15 protein-coding genes are annotated in these 20,454 nt (G+C 71.2%); 8 read left to right on the top strand and 7 right to left on the bottom strand.

The genetic code is table 11. From position 1 onward, the window contains the following. Positions 1–732 (bottom strand): hypothetical protein, encoded by a 732-nt coding sequence (locus AC3ERS_RS23855; protein ID WP_431970297.1) that lies wholly within the window; start codon positions 730–732, stop codon positions 1–3. Between the two features lie 93 nt (positions 733–825). On the opposite strand from AC3ERS_RS23855, the gene AC3ERS_RS23850 reads away from it, so the two are divergent. The 4 genes from AC3ERS_RS23850 (at position 826) to AC3ERS_RS23835 (ending at position 3,856) form a co-directional block, all read left to right on the top strand. Continuing rightward, the gene (locus AC3ERS_RS23850) at positions 826–1,704 is read left to right on the top strand and encodes an SDR family NAD(P)-dependent oxidoreductase (RefSeq protein WP_431970296.1); all 879 of its coding nucleotides are present in this window, start codon (positions 826–828) and stop codon (positions 1,702–1,704) included. 73 nt (positions 1,705–1,777) lie between these two features. Then, positions 1,778–2,428 carry an urease accessory protein UreF gene (locus AC3ERS_RS23845; protein WP_431970295.1) on the top strand — a complete coding sequence of 217 codons (651 nt, stop codon included), beginning with the start codon at positions 1,778–1,780 and terminating at the stop codon, positions 2,426–2,428. A 26-nt stretch (positions 2,429–2,454) separates the two neighbouring features. Beyond that, a complete protein-coding gene (gene ureG, locus AC3ERS_RS23840; RefSeq protein ID WP_431970294.1) occupies positions 2,455–3,141 on the top strand; it encodes an urease accessory protein UreG in 687 nt (228 codons plus the stop codon). Between the two features lie 4 nt (positions 3,142–3,145). Next, a complete protein-coding gene (locus tag AC3ERS_RS23835; protein ID WP_431970293.1) occupies positions 3,146–3,856 on the top strand; it encodes an urease accessory protein UreD in 711 nt (236 codons plus the stop codon). A 123-nt stretch (positions 3,857–3,979) separates the two neighbouring features. Here AC3ERS_RS23835 and AC3ERS_RS23830 read toward each other — a convergent pair whose 3' ends face one another. After that, positions 3,980–4,753, bottom strand: a complete 774-nt coding sequence (locus AC3ERS_RS23830) for a hypothetical protein (protein ID WP_431970292.1) — start codon at positions 4,751–4,753, stop codon at positions 3,980–3,982. Between the two features lie 173 nt (positions 4,754–4,926). Beyond that, entirely contained in the window at positions 4,927–6,360 is a 1,434-nt protein-coding gene (locus tag AC3ERS_RS23825) for an NAD(P)/FAD-dependent oxidoreductase (RefSeq protein WP_431970291.1), read from the bottom strand. 232 nt (positions 6,361–6,592) lie between these two features. On the opposite strand from AC3ERS_RS23825, the gene AC3ERS_RS23820 reads away from it, so the two are divergent. Next, a complete protein-coding gene (locus tag AC3ERS_RS23820; RefSeq protein ID WP_431970290.1) occupies positions 6,593–8,080 on the top strand; it encodes a cytochrome P450 in 1,488 nt (495 codons plus the stop codon). A 6-nt stretch (positions 8,081–8,086) separates the two neighbouring features. Here the strand turns inward: AC3ERS_RS23820 and AC3ERS_RS23815 are convergent, their stop codons facing one another. Together AC3ERS_RS23815 and AC3ERS_RS23810 are read right to left on the bottom strand one after the other, a co-directional pair. After that, complete coding sequence (locus AC3ERS_RS23815) at positions 8,087–8,932, bottom strand: serine hydrolase (protein ID WP_431970289.1); 846 nt, start codon at positions 8,930–8,932, stop codon at positions 8,087–8,089. A gap of 153 nt (positions 8,933–9,085) precedes the next feature. After that, positions 9,086–9,283, bottom strand: coding sequence for a hypothetical protein (locus AC3ERS_RS23810; RefSeq protein WP_431970288.1), 198 nt, complete (start codon positions 9,281–9,283; stop codon positions 9,086–9,088). A gap of 188 nt (positions 9,284–9,471) precedes the next feature. Here AC3ERS_RS23810 and recC point away from each other — a divergent pair, with 188 nt between their 5' ends. The 3 genes from recC to recD all read left to right on the top strand — a co-directional run bounded on the left by recC (position 9,472) and on the right by recD (position 18,405). Continuing rightward, positions 9,472–12,930: an exodeoxyribonuclease V subunit gamma gene (gene recC, locus AC3ERS_RS23805; RefSeq protein WP_431970287.1), complete on the top strand. Its 3,459-nt coding sequence runs from the start codon at positions 9,472–9,474 to the stop codon at positions 12,928–12,930. A 142-nt stretch (positions 12,931–13,072) separates the two neighbouring features. Next, complete coding sequence (locus tag AC3ERS_RS23800) at positions 13,073–16,510, top strand: UvrD-helicase domain-containing protein (protein ID WP_431970286.1); 3,438 nt, start codon at positions 13,073–13,075, stop codon at positions 16,508–16,510. Further along, positions 16,507–18,405, top strand: coding sequence for an exodeoxyribonuclease V subunit alpha (gene recD, locus AC3ERS_RS23795; RefSeq protein WP_431970285.1), 1,899 nt, complete (start codon positions 16,507–16,509; stop codon positions 18,403–18,405). The genes AC3ERS_RS23800 and recD overlap by 4 nt, the downstream gene beginning before the upstream one ends. A 43-nt stretch (positions 18,406–18,448) precedes the next feature. On the opposite strand, the gene AC3ERS_RS23790 is transcribed toward recD, so the two are convergent. Then, a complete protein-coding gene (locus AC3ERS_RS23790) occupies positions 18,449–19,330 on the bottom strand; it encodes an amidohydrolase family protein (RefSeq protein ID WP_431970426.1) in 882 nt (293 codons plus the stop codon). Between the two features lie 43 nt (positions 19,331–19,373). Continuing rightward, positions 19,374–20,408, bottom strand: a complete 1,035-nt coding sequence (locus AC3ERS_RS23785; protein WP_431970425.1) for a nucleoside hydrolase — start codon at positions 20,406–20,408, stop codon at positions 19,374–19,376. Positions 20,409–20,454 lie beyond the last annotated feature (46 nt).

Here is a 20,454-nt window from a genome sequence, read left to right as displayed (position 1 = left end):
TCAGCGGCCGAACACGGTGGTCAGTATCTCTGCTGCCCATCGGTTGACGGGCGTGACGACGTTGTCGTGCACCCAGCGCAGCGGTCGCACGACCGTCGCCACCCACACGGCGACCGCCACGTGCAGAACAGGCCGCAACACGGTGCGGTAGACGTAACGGCACGGCGCCACGACCAGCACCCCGACGAGCACGGTGGCCACCATCCAGGCGTAGGTCAGCACCGCCCGCAGCAGCAGCCACAGGGGACGCAGCACCCAGCGCCACAGCTGCACCAGCGGCCAGACCACGAACCACTTGCCCAGCCAGTAGACCGCCGCGAGCAGCAGGGCGAGCAGCGGCTCCAGCACCGCGCGCCACAACCAGGCCAGCGTGGGTCGCAGCACGGTGCGCCAGAGCCAGCGCTCGACGGCCTGGCGCAGCGGTCGCAGGACGTAGTCGAGCAGCAGCGCGAGGACGGGCGTCAGCACCAAGCTCCACAGCACGTGCTGGAGCAGCCAGCCCCACAGAAAGTCCTTGACGAACAACCAGATCGGACGAATCACCCAATACCAGACGAACCGGGCGATGGGCGCGAGCAGCCGGGTGGCGAAGTACCAGAGTGCGGCCGCGAGCACGCGTCCGAGCAGACGCAGGCCCTCCCAGATCAGCCGAACGGGGACGAGCACCACGATGGCGATGATCCGGGCGATCCAGGCCCCGAGGCCGACCGGACGGGAAGGTTGCGACGACATCGTCGAATCCTCTCGTATCGGCCGCCCGCCGCGCCGCCGTGTTTCTACGCCAGGAACCGGGTAGAAACCCCCAGCGCGCCATACATTGGTGGGGTGTCCGAGACTCAGCCCACCGGAACCGGGCGTCCGCTCGCCGAGCGGGTGGCCGTCAAGCTCCTGTACCCGACCTCGCGACCCTCCGAAAAAGACCTGCGCGCCGCGGTGTCCGGACGGAACGTGCTGGTGACAGGCGCGTCGCACGGGATAGGCAAGGCCAGCGCGCGCAAACTCGCCGCGGCGGGCGCGACGGTGCTGCTGGTCGCCCGGTCCGCGGGCGAACTCGAGCGGCTGACCGCCGAGATCGCCGCCGCGGGCGGCGTCGCCCACGCCTATCCGACCGACATGACCGATATGGACGCGGTAGATCGTCTGGCGAGCGAGCTGCTCGCCGCGCACGGCCACATCGATGTTCTGATCAACAACGCGGGCAAGTCGATTCGCCGGCCGATCGCCGAATCCTACGACCGCTTCCACGATTTCACCCGGACCATCGACGTGAACTACCTCGGTCCGGTCCGCCTGCTGCTGACCCTGTTGCCCGCCATGCGATCGCGCGGCAGCGGGCACATCGTCAACATGTCCACCTGGGGCGTGCTCATGCCGCCCGCCCCGCGGTGGGCCGCCTACGGCGCGTCGAAGGCGGCCTTCGACGTGTGGCTGCGCAGTGTCGCCGCCGAGATCGCCGTCGACGGCCTGACCACCACGTCGATCTATATGCCGCTCGTGCACACCAGGATGAGCGCGCCCACCGACTTCAGCCGGGTGCCCGGCCTCACCGTCGACGAGGCCTCCGATCTCGTCTGTCACGCCGTCACCGCCAAACCGGCCGATATCGCCCCCTGGTGGTCGGCGCCCATCCAGGCCTGGACCGACCTCACCCGACGGCAGGCCCGGCGTTTCTGGGCCCGTGCCTACCGCCGCGGCGAGGCCTGAAATGCTCGGCCGGACGTAGCCGGAATCCCGCGCACGGCGGGAACGAAGGCGAAGGTACGCCTAGGATCGAGCGATGGTGGAAGCGGGTGCGACGAGTCCGGCGACACTGTTCGCGCTGGCGGACTCGCGCCTGCCGATCGGTGGGCACGTGCACTCCGGCGGTGTGGAGGAGGCCGTCGCCTCGGGATTGGTGCGCGATGTCGCGTCCGTCGAGGCGTACCTGCGACGTCGTGTGCGTACCTCGGGTCTGGTCGCGGCCTCGCTGGCCGCGGCCGTGTGCGCGGGGGATCTCGACCCGCACCGCGCGGACGCCGAGGCCGACGCGCGAACGCCCGCACCGGCGGCACGGGCGGCCTCGCGCGCACAGGGCCGCGGACTGCTGCGCTTGGCAAAAAATGTTTGGCCACACCATGATTGGGCAGAGCTAGCGGCTCGCCCGCACTTGTCGACGGTGTTCGGTGCGGTGGGACGCGCCTGCGCGATCACCCCGCGCGAGACGGCCGACGTCGTCGTGTACACCACCCTCACCGGCGCCGCCACCGCCGCCCAGCGGTTGCTGGCGCTGGATCCCGCCGCCGTCGCCGCGTGCACCGTCCGGCTGGCCGAGCTCTGCGACCGCACCGCGGCCGAAGCCGCAGGCGGTCTCGCCGCGCTGTCGGATCCGCTGCAAGACGTGCTTGCCGAGCGGCACCGGCGCCGCGACATGCCGCTGTTCGCCAGCTGACACGTTTTCGAGAGAGGAGAGGCCGCATGCCACCGCACCTGATCGATGGTGAACCGCACGATCATTCGCACGATCGGCCGAAACGGGAGCGCACACCGGGGGAGCCGCTGCGCATCGGCATCGGCGGTCCGGTGGGCTCGGGCAAGACCGCGCTGGTCGCGGCGCTGTGCAGGCAACTGCGCGAGGAACTGTCGCTGGCCGTGCTGACCAACGACATCTACACCACCGAGGACGCGGACTTCCTGCGCCGCCACGCGGTGCTGCCGGACGAGCGGATCAGCGCCGTGCAGACCGGCGGCTGCCCGCACACCGCGATCCGCGACGACATCACCGCCAACCTGGACGCGATCGACGACCTGATCGCGGCCAACCCGCCGCTGGATCTGATCCTGGTGGAATCCGGCGGTGACAACCTCACCGCGACGTTCTCCTCCGGCCTGATCGACGTGCAGATCTTCGTCGTCGACGTGGCGGGCGGCGACAAGGTGCCGCGTAAGGGCGGCCCCGGCGTCACCTTCTCGGATCTGCTGGTGGTCAACAAGACCGACCTGGCCCCGCTGGTCGGCGCCGATCTCGGGGTGATGGAGCGTGACGCGGCCAAGGTGCGCGAGGGCAGGCCGACGGCGATGCTCTCGCTGATGGAAGACCCCGCGGCCGCTCCGGTGCTGGCGTGGGTGCGCGAACAGCTCGCCGCGGCCGCCGTAGTCCACTGAACCGTTGCGCACCGAACTGAGCATCGTCGCCAGGGCGGGCACGCTCCCGGAGATCCACGCGTCGGGCGGCTTGGCCGCCCGCCGGACCGGTCCGCACACCGTGCACCTGATCGGAACAGCCGCCACCCCCCTCGGCGGCGACGAAATCGACATCTCGGTCGCGGTCGGTCCTGGCGCCCGGCTCGCGCTGCGGTCGGTGGCGGCGACCATCGCGCTCCCCGGCGCCGCCACGCGAGTGTCGGTCGCGCGCTGGCGTTTCGAGATCGCGGACGGCGGTGAACTGGACGCGGAGACCGAGCCGACGATCGTGGCGGGCGGCGCCGACCACCGCGCGGTCACCACCGTGCTGCTCGCGGCGGGCGCCCGCCTGCGGCTGCGCGAACGCGTGCAGATCGGGCGTGCGGACGAGGATCGAGGCGCGTGGCGCGGTGATCTGATCGCCGATCTCGCGGATCTGCCGCTGCTGCGCCATCGTCTGGAACTCGGGGCGCACACCGCCGGCGACGACGCGCTCGCGGCACCGCGTGCACTCGACAGCGAGCTCGTCTACCCCGACGATCGGCCCGTCGAAACCTTCGGGCTGACCGCGGCGCGACTGCCGCTCGCCGCGGGCGGAAGTCTGTTCACCGCCGTGGGGCCGCGGCTGAGCGCGAGCCCGCGAACACCCGGCGGCACAGCGGTTTCGGTGCCGGCCGGTGGTCAGCCGCCCGGCTGAGGTGCGGCAGCCGCGACTTCCCGTCGACGTCGAAAGGGCGGGGCCTCGACACAAGTGTCGAAACCCCGCCCTGCGCTCTGCCTTCCGGCACAACCTTTCCCGCCGGAAGCGCGTACCGCGCGTTCAGTCGCCCAGAACCCGTGCGGGGGCGATGAAGCCGCTGGCCGCGCCGACCGCCGCACCGGCGGCCGCACCCACGATGGCCGCGGGGACGGTGACCGCAGCGGCCCCTGCCGCGGCGCCCAGCATCGGTCCCGCGACGAGGCCGATCGGCAGGAAGATCAGACCGGCTACCAGACCCACCGTCGCGCCCATCATCCCCGAACTGATCGCGATCGGCACCGCCGAGGCGGCGCCCGACACGGCGCCCATGGCCGCGGTGCCGAGGGTCTGCGCGGCGATGCGGTCGGACCGGCTGCGCTCCATGCCGACCGAGTCGAGGAACGTCGCGATATTCGCCTCGGCCACGGCGGCATTGTCGTTGATCTGGATCGCCTGGTCGTGGGTGATCCAGTCGGGGGTAGGCACCGTGACGTCACCGAAGCGGAACTGCCCCGGCGGCGGCGCGATCGGCGGTACCGGGTCCACCGCGACCGGCGGGTGCAGGACACCGACCGGTGCGAGGTAGCTCTGGTCCGGCGCGGGCCGCGCCCACTGCAGCGAACTGTGGACATCGTCCGGAATGTCGAGGCCCTCGTACGGAACGATGTTGGGCGCGTCGGCCGCGGGCCACTGCTTCGCCTGCTCGGGGTGGGAGACCGTATTCGACTGTGCGGGCTCGGCATTGGCGACCCCGGTGCCGACGAGCGCCAGCACCAGCGGAACCGCGCCCGCCGCGACCATCGAGCCCACCTTCTGCCGCTGCGGGTTGAGAGCTCTGTGCTTGCCTGTGCCCATACTCACCTTTCGTCGTGGATGAGATTGCTCGACGTCCCACATTCGGACCCGAGCGCCACACGGATTGGTGGAAATCCGCAGCACGACAAGTGAGTCGCGGCCGGTTGACTTCGCCGACGCGCGAAAGCTCGCCACCCGATCGAGCGGGTGGCGAGGAGAGGAGTTGCGGAAAGTCAGGAGACCGCTCGGTCGGTCACCGTTTTCCCCGGCGCGCGGCCGTCGCTCGCGGGCGGCGCGCCGAGGGCGGCCGCGAGCTCGTCGGCCTCCTCCTGATCCTCGTTGACCTGTTCCAAGGCGAGCCGCGCGAACACCCACTGCTCGGTGGCGGCCATCTGTCCGCGGGTGCGCCCGAGGAAGGTGACGAACCACTGGATCACCGTGATGATCCGGCTGCGGTAGCCGACCAGGTAGTACAGGTGCAGCGCCAGCCAGGCCAGCCAGGCGATGAACCCGCCGAACTCCAGCTTGCCGACCTGGCAGACGGCACTGAACCGCGACACGGTGGCCATGCTGCCCTTGTTGAAGTACTTGAACGGCTTACGTTCCTCGGGCGACTCGCCCTCGAGTCCGGCCTTGATCTGCTTGGCGGCGTAGGTCGCGCCCTGGATCGCGCCCTGCGCCTGGCCGGGCACGCCGGGCACGGACATCAGGTCGCCGACGACGAAGACGTTGGGGTGGCCCTTGATGGTGAGGTCGGGCTCCACGATGACGCGCCCGGCCCGGTCCACCTCGGTGCCCTCGGAGCGCTCGGCGAGCATCTTGCCCAGCGGGCTCGCCTGCACGCCCGCCGACCAGACCTTGCACGAGGATTCGATCCTGCGGATCGTGCCGTCGGAGTCCTTGACCGTGACGCCGTGCGCGTCGATGTCGGTGACCATGGCGTTGAGCTGGATCTCCACGCCCATCTTCTCGAGTCTGCGCTGGGCCTTGCCGCCCAGCTTGGGACCCATCGGGCCGAGCACCGAGCCCGCGCCCTCGATCAGGATGACTCTGGCGTCGCGCGGATCGATGTTGTGGAAGGTGCCCTCGAGCGTGCGATCGGCGAGTTCGGCGATCTGCCCGGCCAATTCGACGCCCGTCGGTCCCGCGCCGATCACGACGAAGGTGAGCAGCCGGTCGCGCAGTTCCTGGGTGGTCGCCAGCTCCGCGCCCTCGAACGCGCCGAGGATGCGGCCGCGCAGCTCCAGCGCGTCGTCGATGGTCTTCATGCCGGGGGCGTAGGTGGCGAACCGGTCGTTGCCGAAGTACGACTGCTGCGCGCCGGTGGCGACGATCAGGCTGTCGAAGGGGGTGACCGTGTCCTGGTTCAGCAGCCGCGAGGTGACGGTCTTCTCGGCTAGGTCGATGTCGGTCACATCGCCGAGTAGCACCTGGGCGTTGCGCTGCTTGCGCAGCACCAGCCGGGTGGCGGGCGCGATCTCGCCGACCGAGAGGATGCCGGTGGCGACCTGGTAGAGCAGGGGCTGGAACAGATGGGTCGAGGTCTTGGAGATCAGGGTGATGTCCACGTCGGCGCGCTTGAGGTGCTTGGTGCCGAACAGGCCGCCGAAGCCCGAGCCGATCACCACCACCCTGTGGCGACGGTTCTCCACAGACTGAGTGCTCATCGTCCTGCTCCTCGACAATCGGGGGGCTGATTCCCCCGCGAACGGTTATCGACAAGCTCCAACCGTAGTCGGCCCGTCCTGGACCGTCACGACGAGATCCCCGTTCCGGGCGTGTTGAAGTGCGGAACCTCACGGTCGGCGGGGTGGAGTAGTGAAAACCACCGCCGCGGATCCACCTGAACGATTGTGAAGAAGAGAATACGATAGATGCTGTCGTTCAGGGAGGTGTGCGATGGTCGCCGAAGACCGGGTCGCAGTCCGAAAGCGCAGCGTGCACGCCGTATCGGAGAACGCCTATCTCATCGATGTCCCGCAGACGAGCGTCATCGATCGAATGCTGCGCAGGCTGCCCGAACGTCACCGCGTGCTGGCCGCTCCGCCGCGCGGCCGCGCGACCGTCCCGGTGCGCGGCGATATCGGGCTGCCCTATCTCGGTCGCGCCCTGCACTACATGCGCTGGGGTCCGGCCGAGATGATGGAGCGGCACCGCCGCTACGGACCGGTTGCGCTGAACACCTCGCTCGGCATCGACCGCGTGCTGGTGTCCGGACCGGAGGCGCTCGACGAGGTGCTCGGCAAGCGACGCCGGGACTTCGGGCAGGGCTGGGACTATTTCATCGGTCCGTTCTTCCGGCGCGGGCTGCTGCTGCTCGAATTCGACGAGCACATGTTCCACCGCCGGATCATGCAGCAGGCTTTCACCAGGGACCGCCTCGCGGCGCACCTGGCCACGCTGACACCGATCGCGCGAGCCGCCGTCGCGCGCTGGGTGCCGCAGGGACGGAACGGCGCGACGGTACGGCTGTACCCGACGATCAAGGAGCTGACCCTCGAGATCGCGGGGGAGACCTTCATGGCGGTCGACGTCGGGCCGCGGCGGCGCGAACTCGTCGACGCCTTCGTCGACTGCACACACGCCGGCCTGTCGATCGTGCGCCATCCGATCCCGGGCGGGCACTGGCGCGCGGGTCTGCGCGGCAGGCAGGTGCTGGAGCGGTACTTCACCGAGATGCTGCCCGCCAAACGCCGCTCACAGGACCCCGACTTCTTCTCCGGTCTGTGCCACGCGCGCAGCGAGGACGGCGAGGTGTTCACCGACGCCGACGTGGTGAACCACATGATCTTCCTGATCATGGCCGCCCACGACACCACGACGACCACCGCCACCGCGGTCGCCTACTACCTGGGCAAACATCCGGAATGGCAGCGCAGGGTGCGCGACGAGGTGCTCGCGGCCGACGCCGAAACCGGCGACGCCGCAACGACCATCGCGGATCTGGACCGCCTTGCCGAGCTCGACCTCGTGGTCAGGGAGTCGCTGCGGCTGATGCCGCCGGTGCCCGGCCTGGTGCGCCGTGCCGTGCGCGACACGGAGATCCTCGGTCACTACATTCCCGCGGGCACCGCCGTCGACCTGGCCTACCAGGTCAACCACCTGCTGCCCGAGCTGTGGACGCGGCCGGAGGTGTTCGATCCGCTGCGATTCGCCGAACCGCGCCGCGAGGACCACTCGCACCGGCTGGCCTGGCTGCCCTTCGGCGCGGGCGCGCACAAGTGCATCGGCATGCACTTCGGCACCTTCGAGGTGAAGACCCTGATCGCGGCCATGGTGCGCGAATACGAGTGGGAGATCCCCGGCGACTATCGAATGCCGTGGGGATTCACCACGATTCCGTTCCCGCGCGACGGCGCCCCCATGCTGCTGCGCCGTCGGCGGTAGGACCGGTCAGCGACCGGCGAGCAGCATCTCCGCGACCTTGGTGTCGGTCTCGGCGCCCTCGGTGTACCCGCCCGCGTCGCCCAGCGAGCTCATGATCGCCAGGGTGTACCGCTCGTTGGGGCCCGCGAAGCCGACCGAGTTGACCACCCAGCCGCCCTGCTCGGCCGACCAGCCGTTCTTGAGTCCGGGCCGCATGCGGGCGCCCGCTCCCCAGACGCCCCAGTGCTGGTTGTAGTCGACCGAGCGCATCCGGTCGAGCAGGTAGTTGCGGTCGTCGGGGTGCATCGCGGTGAGCACGTTGTCCATCAGCCGGTCGAGGTCGGCGGCGGTGCACTTCTGGAACGACCAGTCGGGGAAGAGCGCGGTGTTGGTGGGCTGGGGGACGAGCGAGACCATGCCGTTGGCGCGGAATGCGTTGTTGTAGGCCATCCGGTCGACGCCCGCGTACTTGTTCCAGAGCAGGTCGGCGGCGGCGTCGTTGGAGGTGGCGAGCATCGCCTCGAGCAGGCCGCGGTCTTCCGGCGGGAGCGCGATGGCGCCGACGCGGGCCCGGTTCAGCAGGTCGGCGGCGATCGCGAGCTTGATGGTGGAGGCGGTCCACACGGAGTTCTCCGCGTGCTCGTTGGCGTACACCCCGCCGGTCACCCGGTCGCGGACGACATAACCCGTGACGCCGGGCCGCGTCTTCAGGTAGGCGTCGACCGCGGCGATCCGGCTGCTCATATCGCAGTCGAAGCCGGCGAGGCAACCGGGCGCGGCGTAGGCGCTCGGCGCCGCGGCGCCAGGGAGGAAAGTGGGCGCGGTCGGGATCAGGATCGCCGCTGCGGCCAGGACACAGGCGGATGCGGCCACGCGGGGAACTGTCCGGGTGGGGGCCATGGGGTAACGCACGAGGGACCACGATCGCACATCCGCGCCGAGGACGCACGTCTTGAGCTCGGCAGCCCGGTGTGTTACAGCGACCGTTGTGCGCTTGTACCGCAGCGGGTTTCGCTGAACCGCGAGTCAGCGGAAGGCGGCGCGAAGTTCTTCGACGGTGCGTCCGTTGAGCCGGTAGCAGTGCTCGAACGCCTCGGCGTGGCGGTCGCGAGGCCAGCTGTGCAGGACGACGGTGCGGCCGAAGTGGCGCGAGTTGACCAGTTCCCATCGGTCACCGACACGGCGGACCGTGAACCCGCCTCTCGGCAGCAGGGGAATCACCATCGCATTCATGAATGCGAACCAGCCTTTCGATGCAGCTCTCCCGTTCCTCCCCGGCTGAGAACTGTTGCACACGGGTCCGACCGGTTCGCCGTGACATGGCCGAGTATTCCGTTCCCGTGTGGCTCAATTCACTCTCGACCGGGCGGGGCGGCGCGGTTGCGCGCAGGTCGCTGGCGTATAAACGTGCAATGCCGCTGCACATCCACCGGGCCGAGCGCGCCGACGCCCTGGCGGACGCGCTCGCCGAGCTGTTGGCGACGCCGCAGCCGGACCCGTTCGCGGCGGAGATCGTCGCCGTGCCCGCCAAAGGCGTGGAGCGCTGGCTGACCCAGCGGCTGTCCGCGGTGCTCGGCGTCTCGGCAGGCGGCCGGGACGGCGTCGCGGCGAACATCCGATTCCCGTCCCCTTCGGCGCTGGTCGCCGAGGCGCTCGCGGCGAGCACCGGGATCGCGCAGGACGACGATCCGTGGTCGCCGCAGCGCACCGTGTGGACGCTGCTGCGGGTGATCGACGCCGCGCTCGGCGAGCCGTGGTGCGCGGTGCTCGCGCGTCATCTCGGCGGCGCCGACCCCGCGGGCCGCGATCACCGGGTCGGCAGGCGCTACGCCACCGCGGCGCACCTGTCCGGGCTGTTCGACGGGTACGGCGCACAGCGTCCCGCCCTGATCACCGAGTGGGCGGCGGGCGCCGACACCGATGGTGCCGGCCGCCGGGTGCCCGACGATCTGCTGTGGCAGCCGACGCTGTGGCGGCGGCTGCGCGCCGAGATCGGCGCGCCGAGCCCCGCCGAACGGCTGGACGCGGCCTGCGCGCTGCTGCGCGCCGAACCCGATCTCGTCGAACTGCCGCAACGACTTTCACTGTTCGGGGTGACCCGGTTGCCCGCCGATCAGCTGGCCGTCCTCGACGCGTTGGGTCACGCCAGGGACGTGCACCTGTGGCTGGCGCACCCGAGCCCGGTCATGTGGTCGGAGATCGCGCGGTTGTCGCCCACGGTCTCGCGTGCGGACGACGCGTCAGGGCGGTCGATGCGTCATCCGCTGCTCGCGGGTCTGGCGCGGGATGTGCGCGAGTTGCAGCAGCGATTGTCCGGGCCTGCCGCGGCCGGGTCGGATACGCATCTCTCGGCGCCGCCGCGTGGTGCGCGGGTGGTCGCGGCCGGAGCGGAGCCGGTGCCCGAGTCCGAACGGGCGGGTCGGTCGAACGACGTTGCGCCGGTGAGTGGCTCGGCGCCATGGGAGCGCGGAGCGCCGCGGGCGGCGACCTCGCTGCTGGCCGCGGTGCAGGCGGGCATTCGCGACGACGCGTGGCCGCCCGCCGAACTCGTCCCGGCCGACGACAGCGTGCGGGTACACGCCTGCCACGGACCGGCCAGGCAGGTGGAGGTCCTGCGCGAATGCCTGCTCGGCCTGTTCGCGGCCGATCCCACGCTGGAACCGCGCGACGTGCTGATCATGTGCCCCGAGGTGGAGGCGTACGCGCCGCTGGTGCGCGCCGCCTTCGGCTCCCGCGCGGGGTCGGGGGAGACCACGCAGGAAGCGGCGCATCCCGCGCACCTGCTGCGGGTCCGGCTCGCCGACCGCGGCCGCGGCGTGACCAATCCGCTGCTCGCGGTGATCGAGGTGCTGCTGGAGATGGCCGACGGGCGCGTCACCGTCACCCAGGTGCTCGATCTCGCCGCGTCCGAAACCGTCCGTCGCCGTTGCGGATTCGATGACGACGCGATCGAACGGCTGCGTGGGTGGGCGGCGGAATCCGGCGCACGATGGGCCATCGGGCAGCGGCAGCGCCAGGCGTTCGGGCTGGCCGATTTCGCGCAGAACACGCTGAACGGCGCGGTCGACCGGATCCTGCTCGGAGTCACCGCCGACGAATCCGCCGACGACTGGCTCGATCTCGCGCTGCCGCTGGACGACGTGGACAGCAACGACGTCGATCTGGCAGGACGCTTCGCGGAGTTCGTCGATCGGCTCGCGGTGTGCCTGCGCGATCTGCGTGGGCCGCGCCCCGCGCGTGAATGGGCCGCCGTGCTCGGCCGCTCGCTCGACCTGCTCACCGACGTCCCCGACAGTCAGGCGTGGGTGCGCACCGAGGCGCGCAGAGAGATCGCCGCGGCCACCGACCACGCGGGTGAGGTGCCGCTGCGCCTGGCCGATCTGGCGGTGCTGCTGTCGAGCAGGCTCGCCGCCCAGCCCACCCGCGCCAACTTCCGCACCGGAGAGCTCACCGTCTGCACCATGGTTCCGATGCGGTCGGTGCCGCACCGCGTCGTGGTGCTGCTCGGCCTCGACGACGACGTGTTCCCGCGCGCGGCCGTAGTGGACGGCGACGACGTGCTCGCCCGCAATCCGGTGCTCGGCGAACGAGATCCGCGCAGCGAGGACCGGCAGCTGCTGCTGGACGCCGTACTGGCGGCGGGTGAGAAGCTGCTGCTGTTCCACACCGGCGCCGACCCGGTCAGCGGCGCGCACCGGCCGCCCGCGATTCCGGTCGCCGAACTGCTCGACGCGCTGCGCGCCCATGTCGGCGCGGCGGGAATGGACGCGGTGCTCACCCGGCACCCGCTGCAAGGCTTCGACCGCCGCAACTTCCACGCCGAGCGCCCGTTCAGCTTCGACACGGTCGCGCTGGCGGGTGCGCTGGCGGCCGGGCGCCCGCCCGCGCCGCGCCCCGCGTTCCTGCCGCAACCGCTGCCCACGCCGGAACCGTCGGACGTCGCGCTGGCCGATCTGATGTCCTTCGCCGAACACCCGGTGCGCGCCTTCCTGTGGCAGCGGCTCGGTCTGCGGGTCCCCGAGCACGAGGAGGACATCGCCGACCGGCTGCCCATCGAACTCGACGGCCTCGCCAAATGGGAACTGGGCGAACGGATGCTCACCGCGCGGCTCACCGGCGCGGACGCGAACGCGCTGCGCGCCGCGGAATGGCGGCGCGGCACCCTGCCGCCGTTCGGGCTCGGCGGCGCGGTGCTCGACGAGGTCGAGCACACCGTCGACAAGCTGGTGCGCGCCTCGCTGCCGGACTACGAGGGTCAGGCCAGGGCCGTCGACGTGGCCATCGATCTAGGCAACGGTCGCAGGCTCACCGGCACGGTGCCCGAGGTGCGCGGAGAAACTCTGGTGCGTACCACGTTTTCGCGCCTCGCGCCGAAACACCGCATCGCCGCGTGGGTCGCGCTGCTCGCGCTGGCGGCGACCGAGGACCGTTCCTGGCGTGCGGTGACCACCGGACGCGGTCAATTCGGCCGTCCCGCATGGCGATCCGTGCTCACCGCGCCGGATGCCCCTGCCGCCGTGGCGATCCTGCGCGAACTGGTGCGGCTGCGAGACGCGGGCCTGTGCGAACCGCTCCCGATCGCGCCGACCGCGACCGCGGCCTACGCCGAGCGACGGTTCCGCGGAGCCTCCGCGGACGAAGCCTTCGCCGCGGCCGAACGCGAATTCAACGGCGGACCCAACGGCCCCGGCGCATTCGGGGATCACACCGATCGTCACCTGCGCTACGTGTGGGGCTCGGCGCCGCGGCTGGAACACCTGATGGACACGCCCGCTCCGGCGGGAGAGCCGGGGGAGACCACCCGGTTCGGCGTGCTGGCGCGTCGCCTGTGGGCGCCGCTGCTCGGCGCGGAAGGCCAGGGGCAGCCGTGATCACGGTGTCGTCCCACGGTTTTCGCGTGCGTCCCGGCGTGTCTGCCGGGCTTCCGGCGCAGGCGTGGTGCGATTTCCCCGGGCGACCGTGCGACGCCCGGATCGACGATGCGCGGAGGCAGGACGAAAGGCGGTGCGTGGCATGACAGTTCAAGACACCGTCCGGGCCCCGGCGACGGAGGCGATCGCGTCGTTCGACCCGTACGGTCCGCTGCCCACCGGCACGACGGTGCTGGAAGCCAGTGCGGGCACCGGGAAGACTCACGCCATCGTCGGGCTCGCGGTGCGCTACGTGGCCGAAGCGGGCGTCGACATCGCCCAGCTGCTGCTGGTGACCTTCAGCCGGGCCGCGACGCAAGAGCTGCGCGAACGCGCCCGCGATCGGTTCGTGGCGGTGGCGGCGGCGCTGGCCGATCCGGTGGCGGCGCAGGCGCATTCGGACGACCTGGTCCGGCACCTGGCCGACGCCGACGCCGCACAGGTCGGGCGAAGGCGGGCCAGACTGCTCGCCGCGCTGTCGGATTTCGACGCGGGCACCATCGCCACCACGCACAGCTTCTGCCAGCGCATGCTCGACGAACTCGGGCTGGCCGGCGAACACGATCCGGGCGCCCGCCTGGTCGAATCGGTCGACGAGCTGGTCGGCACGGTCGCCGACGATCTCTATCTGCACCGCTACGCGCGCGACACGCCACCGTTCTCGCTGAAGGAGGCGCACACCCTCGCGCTGGCGGCGGTCCGCGACCGGCACGCCCGCCTCGCCCCCCGCGCGGACGGGCCCGCGGGCGAGCGGGTGGCCTTCGCCGAGGCCGTGCGCGCCGAGACCGAGCGCCGCAAACGCCTTGCGGGACTGCGTGATTTCGACGACCTGCTGGTGCTGCTGCACGACGTGCTCGCCGATCCCGACCACGGCCCCGTCGCCTGCGCGCGCATCCGCGAGCGCTACCGGGTGGCGCTCGTAGACGAATTCCAGGACACCGACCCGCTCCAGTGGGACATCCTGCGCCGCTGCTTCCATGACGGCGAGACGACACTCGTGCTGGTCGGGGATCCCAAGCAAGCCATCTACGCCTTCCGTGGCGCGGAGGTGCTCAGTTACCTGGACGCCGCCGGGCACGCCGACCGCCGCAGCGAGCTCACCACCAACTGGCGCAGCGACGCGGGACTGCTGGCCGCGCTGGAACGCGTCCAGGGCGGCGCGGCGCTCGGGCATCCCGAGATCGCGGTCTATCCGGTCGCCGCGACGCGCCCGTGGTCGCGGCTGACCGGGCCCGCCGAACTCGTCACCCCGATGCGGGTGCGGTGCCTGCCGCGCACCGGTGCGGGCCCGCTGAACAAGTCGGGGTTCCCGTCCGTCGGCCGCCAGCGCGCGAAGGTCGCCGCCGACCTCGCCGCCGACATCGTGGGTCTGCTCGAATCCGGTGTGCGGGTGACCGTTCCGGCGCCGAAGGCGCGAACGGAACGCGATCGGGCGCGAGAAGACGCGCCGGACGACGAGATCGACGGTGTCGTCCGTCGTCCGGTCGGTCCCGGCGACATCGCCGTGCTCGTCCGCACGCGGTCGCAGATCGACGTGGTGCGCGCGGCGCTGGACCGGGCGGGCGTCGCCTCCGTGCTGGCGGGTGGCACCAGTGTCTTCGGCACGCCGAGCGCCACCGACTGGTTGTGGGTGCTGCGGGCGCTGGAACAGCCGCACCGCTCCGACCGCGTCCGCCTTGCCGCGTGCACGCCGATCCTGGGCTGCACCGCCGCCGACATCGACAGCGGCGGAGCCGATCTCGTCGGACGGGTGAGCGCGCAGCTGCGTGAGGCGGCACGGCTGTTCGCCCGCGCCGGCTTCGCGGCCGTCTTCGAAAAGCTCTCCGCCGAGGCGAGTCTCGCGCCGCGGCTGCTCTCGATCGAGAACGGCGAACGCAGGCTCACCGACCTGCGGCACATCGCCCAGCTGCTGGACCAGGTCGCGCTGACCGAGGGGCTCGGCCTGACCGCGTTGACCCGCTGGCTGGCCGACCAGGTGCGCGACCCCGCCGCGAGCGTCGTCGCCGACCGCTCCCGCAGGCTCGACCGCGACGCGGCGGCCGTGCAGATCGCCACCGTGCACGCCAGCAAGGGACTCGAATTCCCCATCGTGTACCTGCCTTTCGCGTGGGACAGCGCCAAGAACCCGTACCCGGCCACGCTGTTGTTCCACGACGACGACGGCGCGCGCGTGCTCGACGTGGGCGGACAGGACGCCGGGGGCTACGCCGAGCGCAAGCTGCGCAGCGAAGCCGAGGAGGCAGGCGAGGAGCTGCGGCTGCTCTACGTCGCGCTGACCCGCGCCATGTGCCAGATCGTGGCCTGGTGGGCGCCCGCCATCACCACCGCGGCGGCGCCGCTGCACCGCATGATCCTCGGCAGGCCCGACGGCGGCGAGACGGTGCCAGGGCGGGCCGCGGTGCCCGCCGACCAGCAGGCGGTGCCGATGCTGGCGGCATGGGCGGCCGCGGCGCCCGAGGCGATTTCGGTGACCGCGGTCGCATCGGCCGAGGATATCGAGCCGCGCCGGGCGCGCACCGAACCGGTCACTGGCGACCTCGCGGTGGCCCGCTTCGACCGGGCCATGGACCAGCACTGGCGGCGCACCTCCTACTCCGCGCTCACCGCGGGCGCGCACGAGACGGTGGTGGACGCCGAGCTGGAGGACGAACGCGGGCCGGAGGACGAGCCGTCCGCGCCGCCGCCCGCCGCCGAAGAACCGGTCACCGCGGCCGCGCCGTCGCTGATGAACGCCCTGCCCTACGGCGCCGAGTTCGGCACGCTGGTGCACGGCGTGCTCGAGCAGATCGACACCGACGGCGCGGATCTCGACACCGAGGTGCACGCCCGCTGTCGCACCGCGGTCGAGGAGTCGATGGCCGAGATCGATCCCGCCGTGCTCGGCGTCGCGCTGCTCGCGGTTCTCCGTACTCCGCTCGGAATCGGTTGTCTGGCAGACATTTCCCGTCGCGATCAACTCGCCGAACTGGAATTCGAACTGCCGCTGGCGGGTGGCGACGCTCCGGCCGCGGGCGCGGCGACCCTCCGCGGCATCGCGGAACTGCTGCGCGCGCACCTGCCGGCCGATGACGACCTGGCCTCCTACGCCGCCCTGCTCGCGGGGTTGGACGACGTCCAGCTGCGCGGCTACCTCACCGGCAGCATCGACGCCGTGCTCCGCGTCACCGATCCCTCCGGCACACCGCGTTTCGTCGTCGTCGACTACAAGACCAACCGCCTCGGCACGGGCGACCTCACCGTCGATCACTACACCAGGGAGCGCATGACCGCAGAGATGTTGCGCTCGCACTATCCGTTGCAGGCGTTGCTGTATTCCGTCGCGCTGCACCGCTACCTGCGCTGGCGGCTGCCCGGCTACGACCCGGCCCGGCACCTCGGCGGCTGCCGGTATCTGTTCGTGCGCGGCATGGTCGGCCCCGAAACACCGCCCGGCCGAGGTGTTTTCGAGTGGACGCCACCGGCAGGACTCGTCACCGCGCTGTCGGATCTGCTCGCGGGCGACACGGATCCGCTCGCCGGCGAAACGGGGGAGGCCCGATGACGTCGATTCAGTTGGCGCAGCGCGGCACCGGCCTGCTGCGGGTCTTCAACGAGGCCGGGGTGTTGTCCGCGGCGGACGTGCACGTCGCGGTGCGGCTCGGCAGGCTCGGGCGCGAGGATTCGGAGGAGGTGCTGTTCGCGGCGGCACTGGCTGTGCGGGCGGTGCGCTCGGGCTCGGTCTGCCTGGAGCTGAACCGGATGCGCGAGATCGGCGTCGACGCGGACGAGGACTGGGACGCGGGGGCAGGCGTCGATCCGGCGACCCTGCCGTGGCCGGACATCGACGCGGTGACGGCGGCGCTGCGGGTCAGCCCGCTGGTCTGCGGCGGATCGGCCGGACCACTGCGCCCGCTGCGGCTCGTACCGCCCGAGCGTGGCGACGACTCCGGCTCCCTGCTCTACCTGGACCGCTACTACCAGCAGGAACAGACCATCCGGCGGGTGCTCACCGAACGCGCGGCCACCCACCCCAAGATCGATGTCGCGGTGGTGCGCCGGGAACTGGACCGGCTCTTCGACAGCCCGCTCGGCGAGGGACCCGACCGCCAGCGCATCGCCGCCGCGCTGGCCGCCGCGCACTGGACCACCGTGGTGGCAGGCGGCCCCGGCACCGGCAAGACGCACACCATCGCCCGGGTGCTCGCGCTGCTCGAGGCGCACCGCAGGGCGAATCCCAAAGCGGCCGCCCTGCGCATCGCCCTCGCCGCGCCGACGGGCAAGGCGGCCGCGCGACTACAGGAGGCGGTGCGCGAGCAGGCGGCCGATCTCGGTCTTCCCGAGCTGACGGCCGCTACCCTGCACCGGCTGCTCGGCTGGCAGCGCGGCCGCCGGACCCGGTTCAAGTACCACGAGTTCAACCGTCTGCCCTACGACGTGATCGTGGTCGACGAGACCTCCATGGTGTCGCTCACCATGATGAGCAGCCTGCTTGCCGCGTTGCGTCCCGACACGCGCCTGGTCCTGGTGGGCGACCCGGACCAGCTCGCCTCGGTGGACGCGGGCGCCGTGCTCGCCGATCTGGTCGCCGGACCTGTTGCCGGCGAACCGAATCCGGTGCTGGACGAGATCATCGGCGCGGGTTCGGCTGCGCCGGAACACGATACGGAGGCGCTTACGCCCTTGGAGCGAACGAGGCTGCGCGGCGGCATCGTCCGGCTCACCAGGGGGCGGCGTTTCGGCGGGCGGATCGCCGACCTGGCCGTCGCGGTGCGGGCGGGGGACGCCGACGCGGCCTTGGAGCTGCTGCGCGCGGGCGGGCAGGAGCTGTCGCTGTGCGCGCCGGAGGACACGGCCCCGGTGCGCGGGGATGTGGTTCGGGCGGCGCGCGCCGTCACCGATTCGGCGCTGGACGGCGATGCGGCAGGCGCCCTGCTCGCGTTGGAGTCGCACCGGCTGCTCTGCGCGCACCGGCAGGGTCCGTTCGGCGTGGAGCGCTGGGATCGGATGGCCGCGGACTGGGCGGCTGCCTCCGGCGCGGGGCCCGACACGCATTACGCGGCCTGGTATCCGGGGCAGCCGCTGCTGGTCACCGCCAACGATCACGAGGCCCGTATCTACAACGGCGACACCGGCGTCATCGTCCGGTTGCCGGACGGGTCGCTGCGCGCCGCGCTCCAGCGCGGCAGCGAACCGTATCTGGTGCATCCCACCCAGTTCCCCGCGGTGGTCACGGTGTTCGCCATGACCATCCACCGCAGCCAGGGCAGTCAGTACGACACCGTCTCGGTGGTGTTGCCCGAACCCGAATCCACGCTGCTCACCAGGGAATTGCTCTACACCGCCATCACCAGGGCGCGCAAGCACGTGCGCATCATCGGCACCGACGAGGCCATCCGCGCGGCCGTGGCGCGCCGGGTGCTGCGCGCCAGCGGGCTCTCCCGGCGCGAGACTCGCTGACCGGCGCTGTGCCCCGAAAGGCACTGTCTGGCAACGGCTGGGGTCAGCTGATCGTGAAGAGCTCGGCGGCGTTGCGGTAGCAGACCTGCCGCAGCCAGTCCGCGCCGAGGTCGAGGCGCTCCAAGGCATGAATGGCGTGGCCGTAGCTGTAGGGGATGTTCGGGAAGTCGCTGCCGAACAGGATGCGCTCGCCGAACTCGCGCAACCGTCCGTGCTCGGTGACGGGGAACGGCGAGTCGGCCTCGCTGAAATCGGTCCACACCATGGTGGTGTCGAGGTAGACGCCCGCGTGCCGCTGCGCGAGGTCGAGGAATTCCGAGTACTCCGGCGTGCCCATGTGGGCGACGATCAGCCGTAGTCGCGGAAACCGTTGCAGGAGTTCGGCGATCGGCTCGGGCCCGGTGAATCGACCCGGAGCGGGACCGGAGCCGCAGTGAATCAGCGCCGGGACCCCGGCGTCCTCGAGCAGTCCCCAGACCGGGGTGAGCAGCGGGTCGCCGGGCGGGAAATCGCCGACCTGGATGTGCACCTTGAAGACGCGCGCGCCGCGGTCGAGTGCGGTCGCGACGTAGTCGGCCGCACCGGGTTCGGGGTAGAAGGTGGCGGTGTGCAGGCAGTCGGGGGTGCGGGCGGCGAACTCGGCGGTCCAGTCGTTCAACCACGCGGCCATCTCCGGCTTGTGCGGGTACACCAGCGCGGTGAACGCGCGAACACCGAAGTCGCGCAACGTCTTCAGTCGCACCTGCTCGTCCTCGCGGTACGCGATCGGCCAGCTGCGGCCGGTCAGCGGGCCCACCGAGTCGAAGTACGACCACACCTTGCTCAGCACCTTTTCCGGCATGAAATGGGTGTGCACGTCGACGATTCCGGGCAGGTCGAGCCGCGCGCGGAAATCGGCCAGGTAAGCGTTGTCGTCGTCGATCACCGTGAGTCCTTCGTCGGCCGGAGCGGAGCGGAGCGAGCGTGCGTCATGCGCTGCTGTCACCGGGATAGAGGTTCCTCGCGAAATCGCCGACGCGAGCGACGAGCCGTTCGAAGAACAGCTCGGGATCGGTGCCGACGACGATGTCCGCGTTGGGTTCGCGCCCCCACATGCCCGCCCAGTCGGCCACCGTCGTCGCGCGCGTCAGCGTGCCGGTCAGCTCCACGTCGACCGTCGCGGGCTTGGTCCTGGCCAGGGCCGGGTCGAGGGCGACGGCGGCGGCGAAGGGGTCGTGCATGTGCGCGAGATAGCCCTGGTCGTAGGCGCGGTGGAACTCGAAGTAGAACCGCACGGCGTCGGATACATGGCGCACAACGGGATTCGAGGCCGCGGACCGCGCGCCGGGAGCGTCGTCCTCGGACACCGCCTCGGCGGGGTGACTGAGCGCGCGCTCGGCCAGCAGCGCCAGGTGTTTCGGATGCATCTCGATGGTCTCGGTGATGTCGAGCGCGCACACCAGCGGACGGCGATCCGGCGGTGCGGCGGAGAAGGCGTCGAACACCTCCTTGGCGGATTCGGGATCGACGTGCACGTTCCACTCGTTGGTGGGCGTGGTGTTGCCGGGATGGTTGAACGCGCCGCCCATGATCACCAACCGGCGCAGCAGCCGTGGCAGTTCGGGTTCGACGCGCAGCGCCAGCGCGAGGTTGGTCAGCGGACCGGTGCACAGGCCGACGATCTCGCCGGGATGTTCGCGCGCCAGCGCCACCCACATCTGCGCGGCCGTCCGGTCCGAACACGTGCGCCTGCTCTCGGGCAGGTCGGCGTAGCCGATGCCCTGCGGGCCGTGCGTGTCCTCGGTGGTGCGCAACGGGATGGCGAGCGGTTCGGCCGCGCCGAGGGCGACCTCGATCTCGGGCGCCCGGCACACATCCAGCCACGCGAGATTGTTGGCGGCGACCTGGTCGGCGGGCACATTGCCCGCGGTGGCCGCGATACCGAGGATCTGGGCCTCGGGGGAGGCGAGCAGGTACAGCAGTGCCAGCGAATCGTCGATTCCGGTGTCGACGTCCACGATCATTTTCTGCCGCACGACTCGACACTAATCGACGCTGTGGGACGCGGTC

This window comes from Nocardia sp. bgisy134, assembly GCF_057708325.1.
The sequence above is the reverse complement of the archived record's forward strand: the minus strand, read 5'-3'. Positions and strand labels throughout refer to the sequence as shown.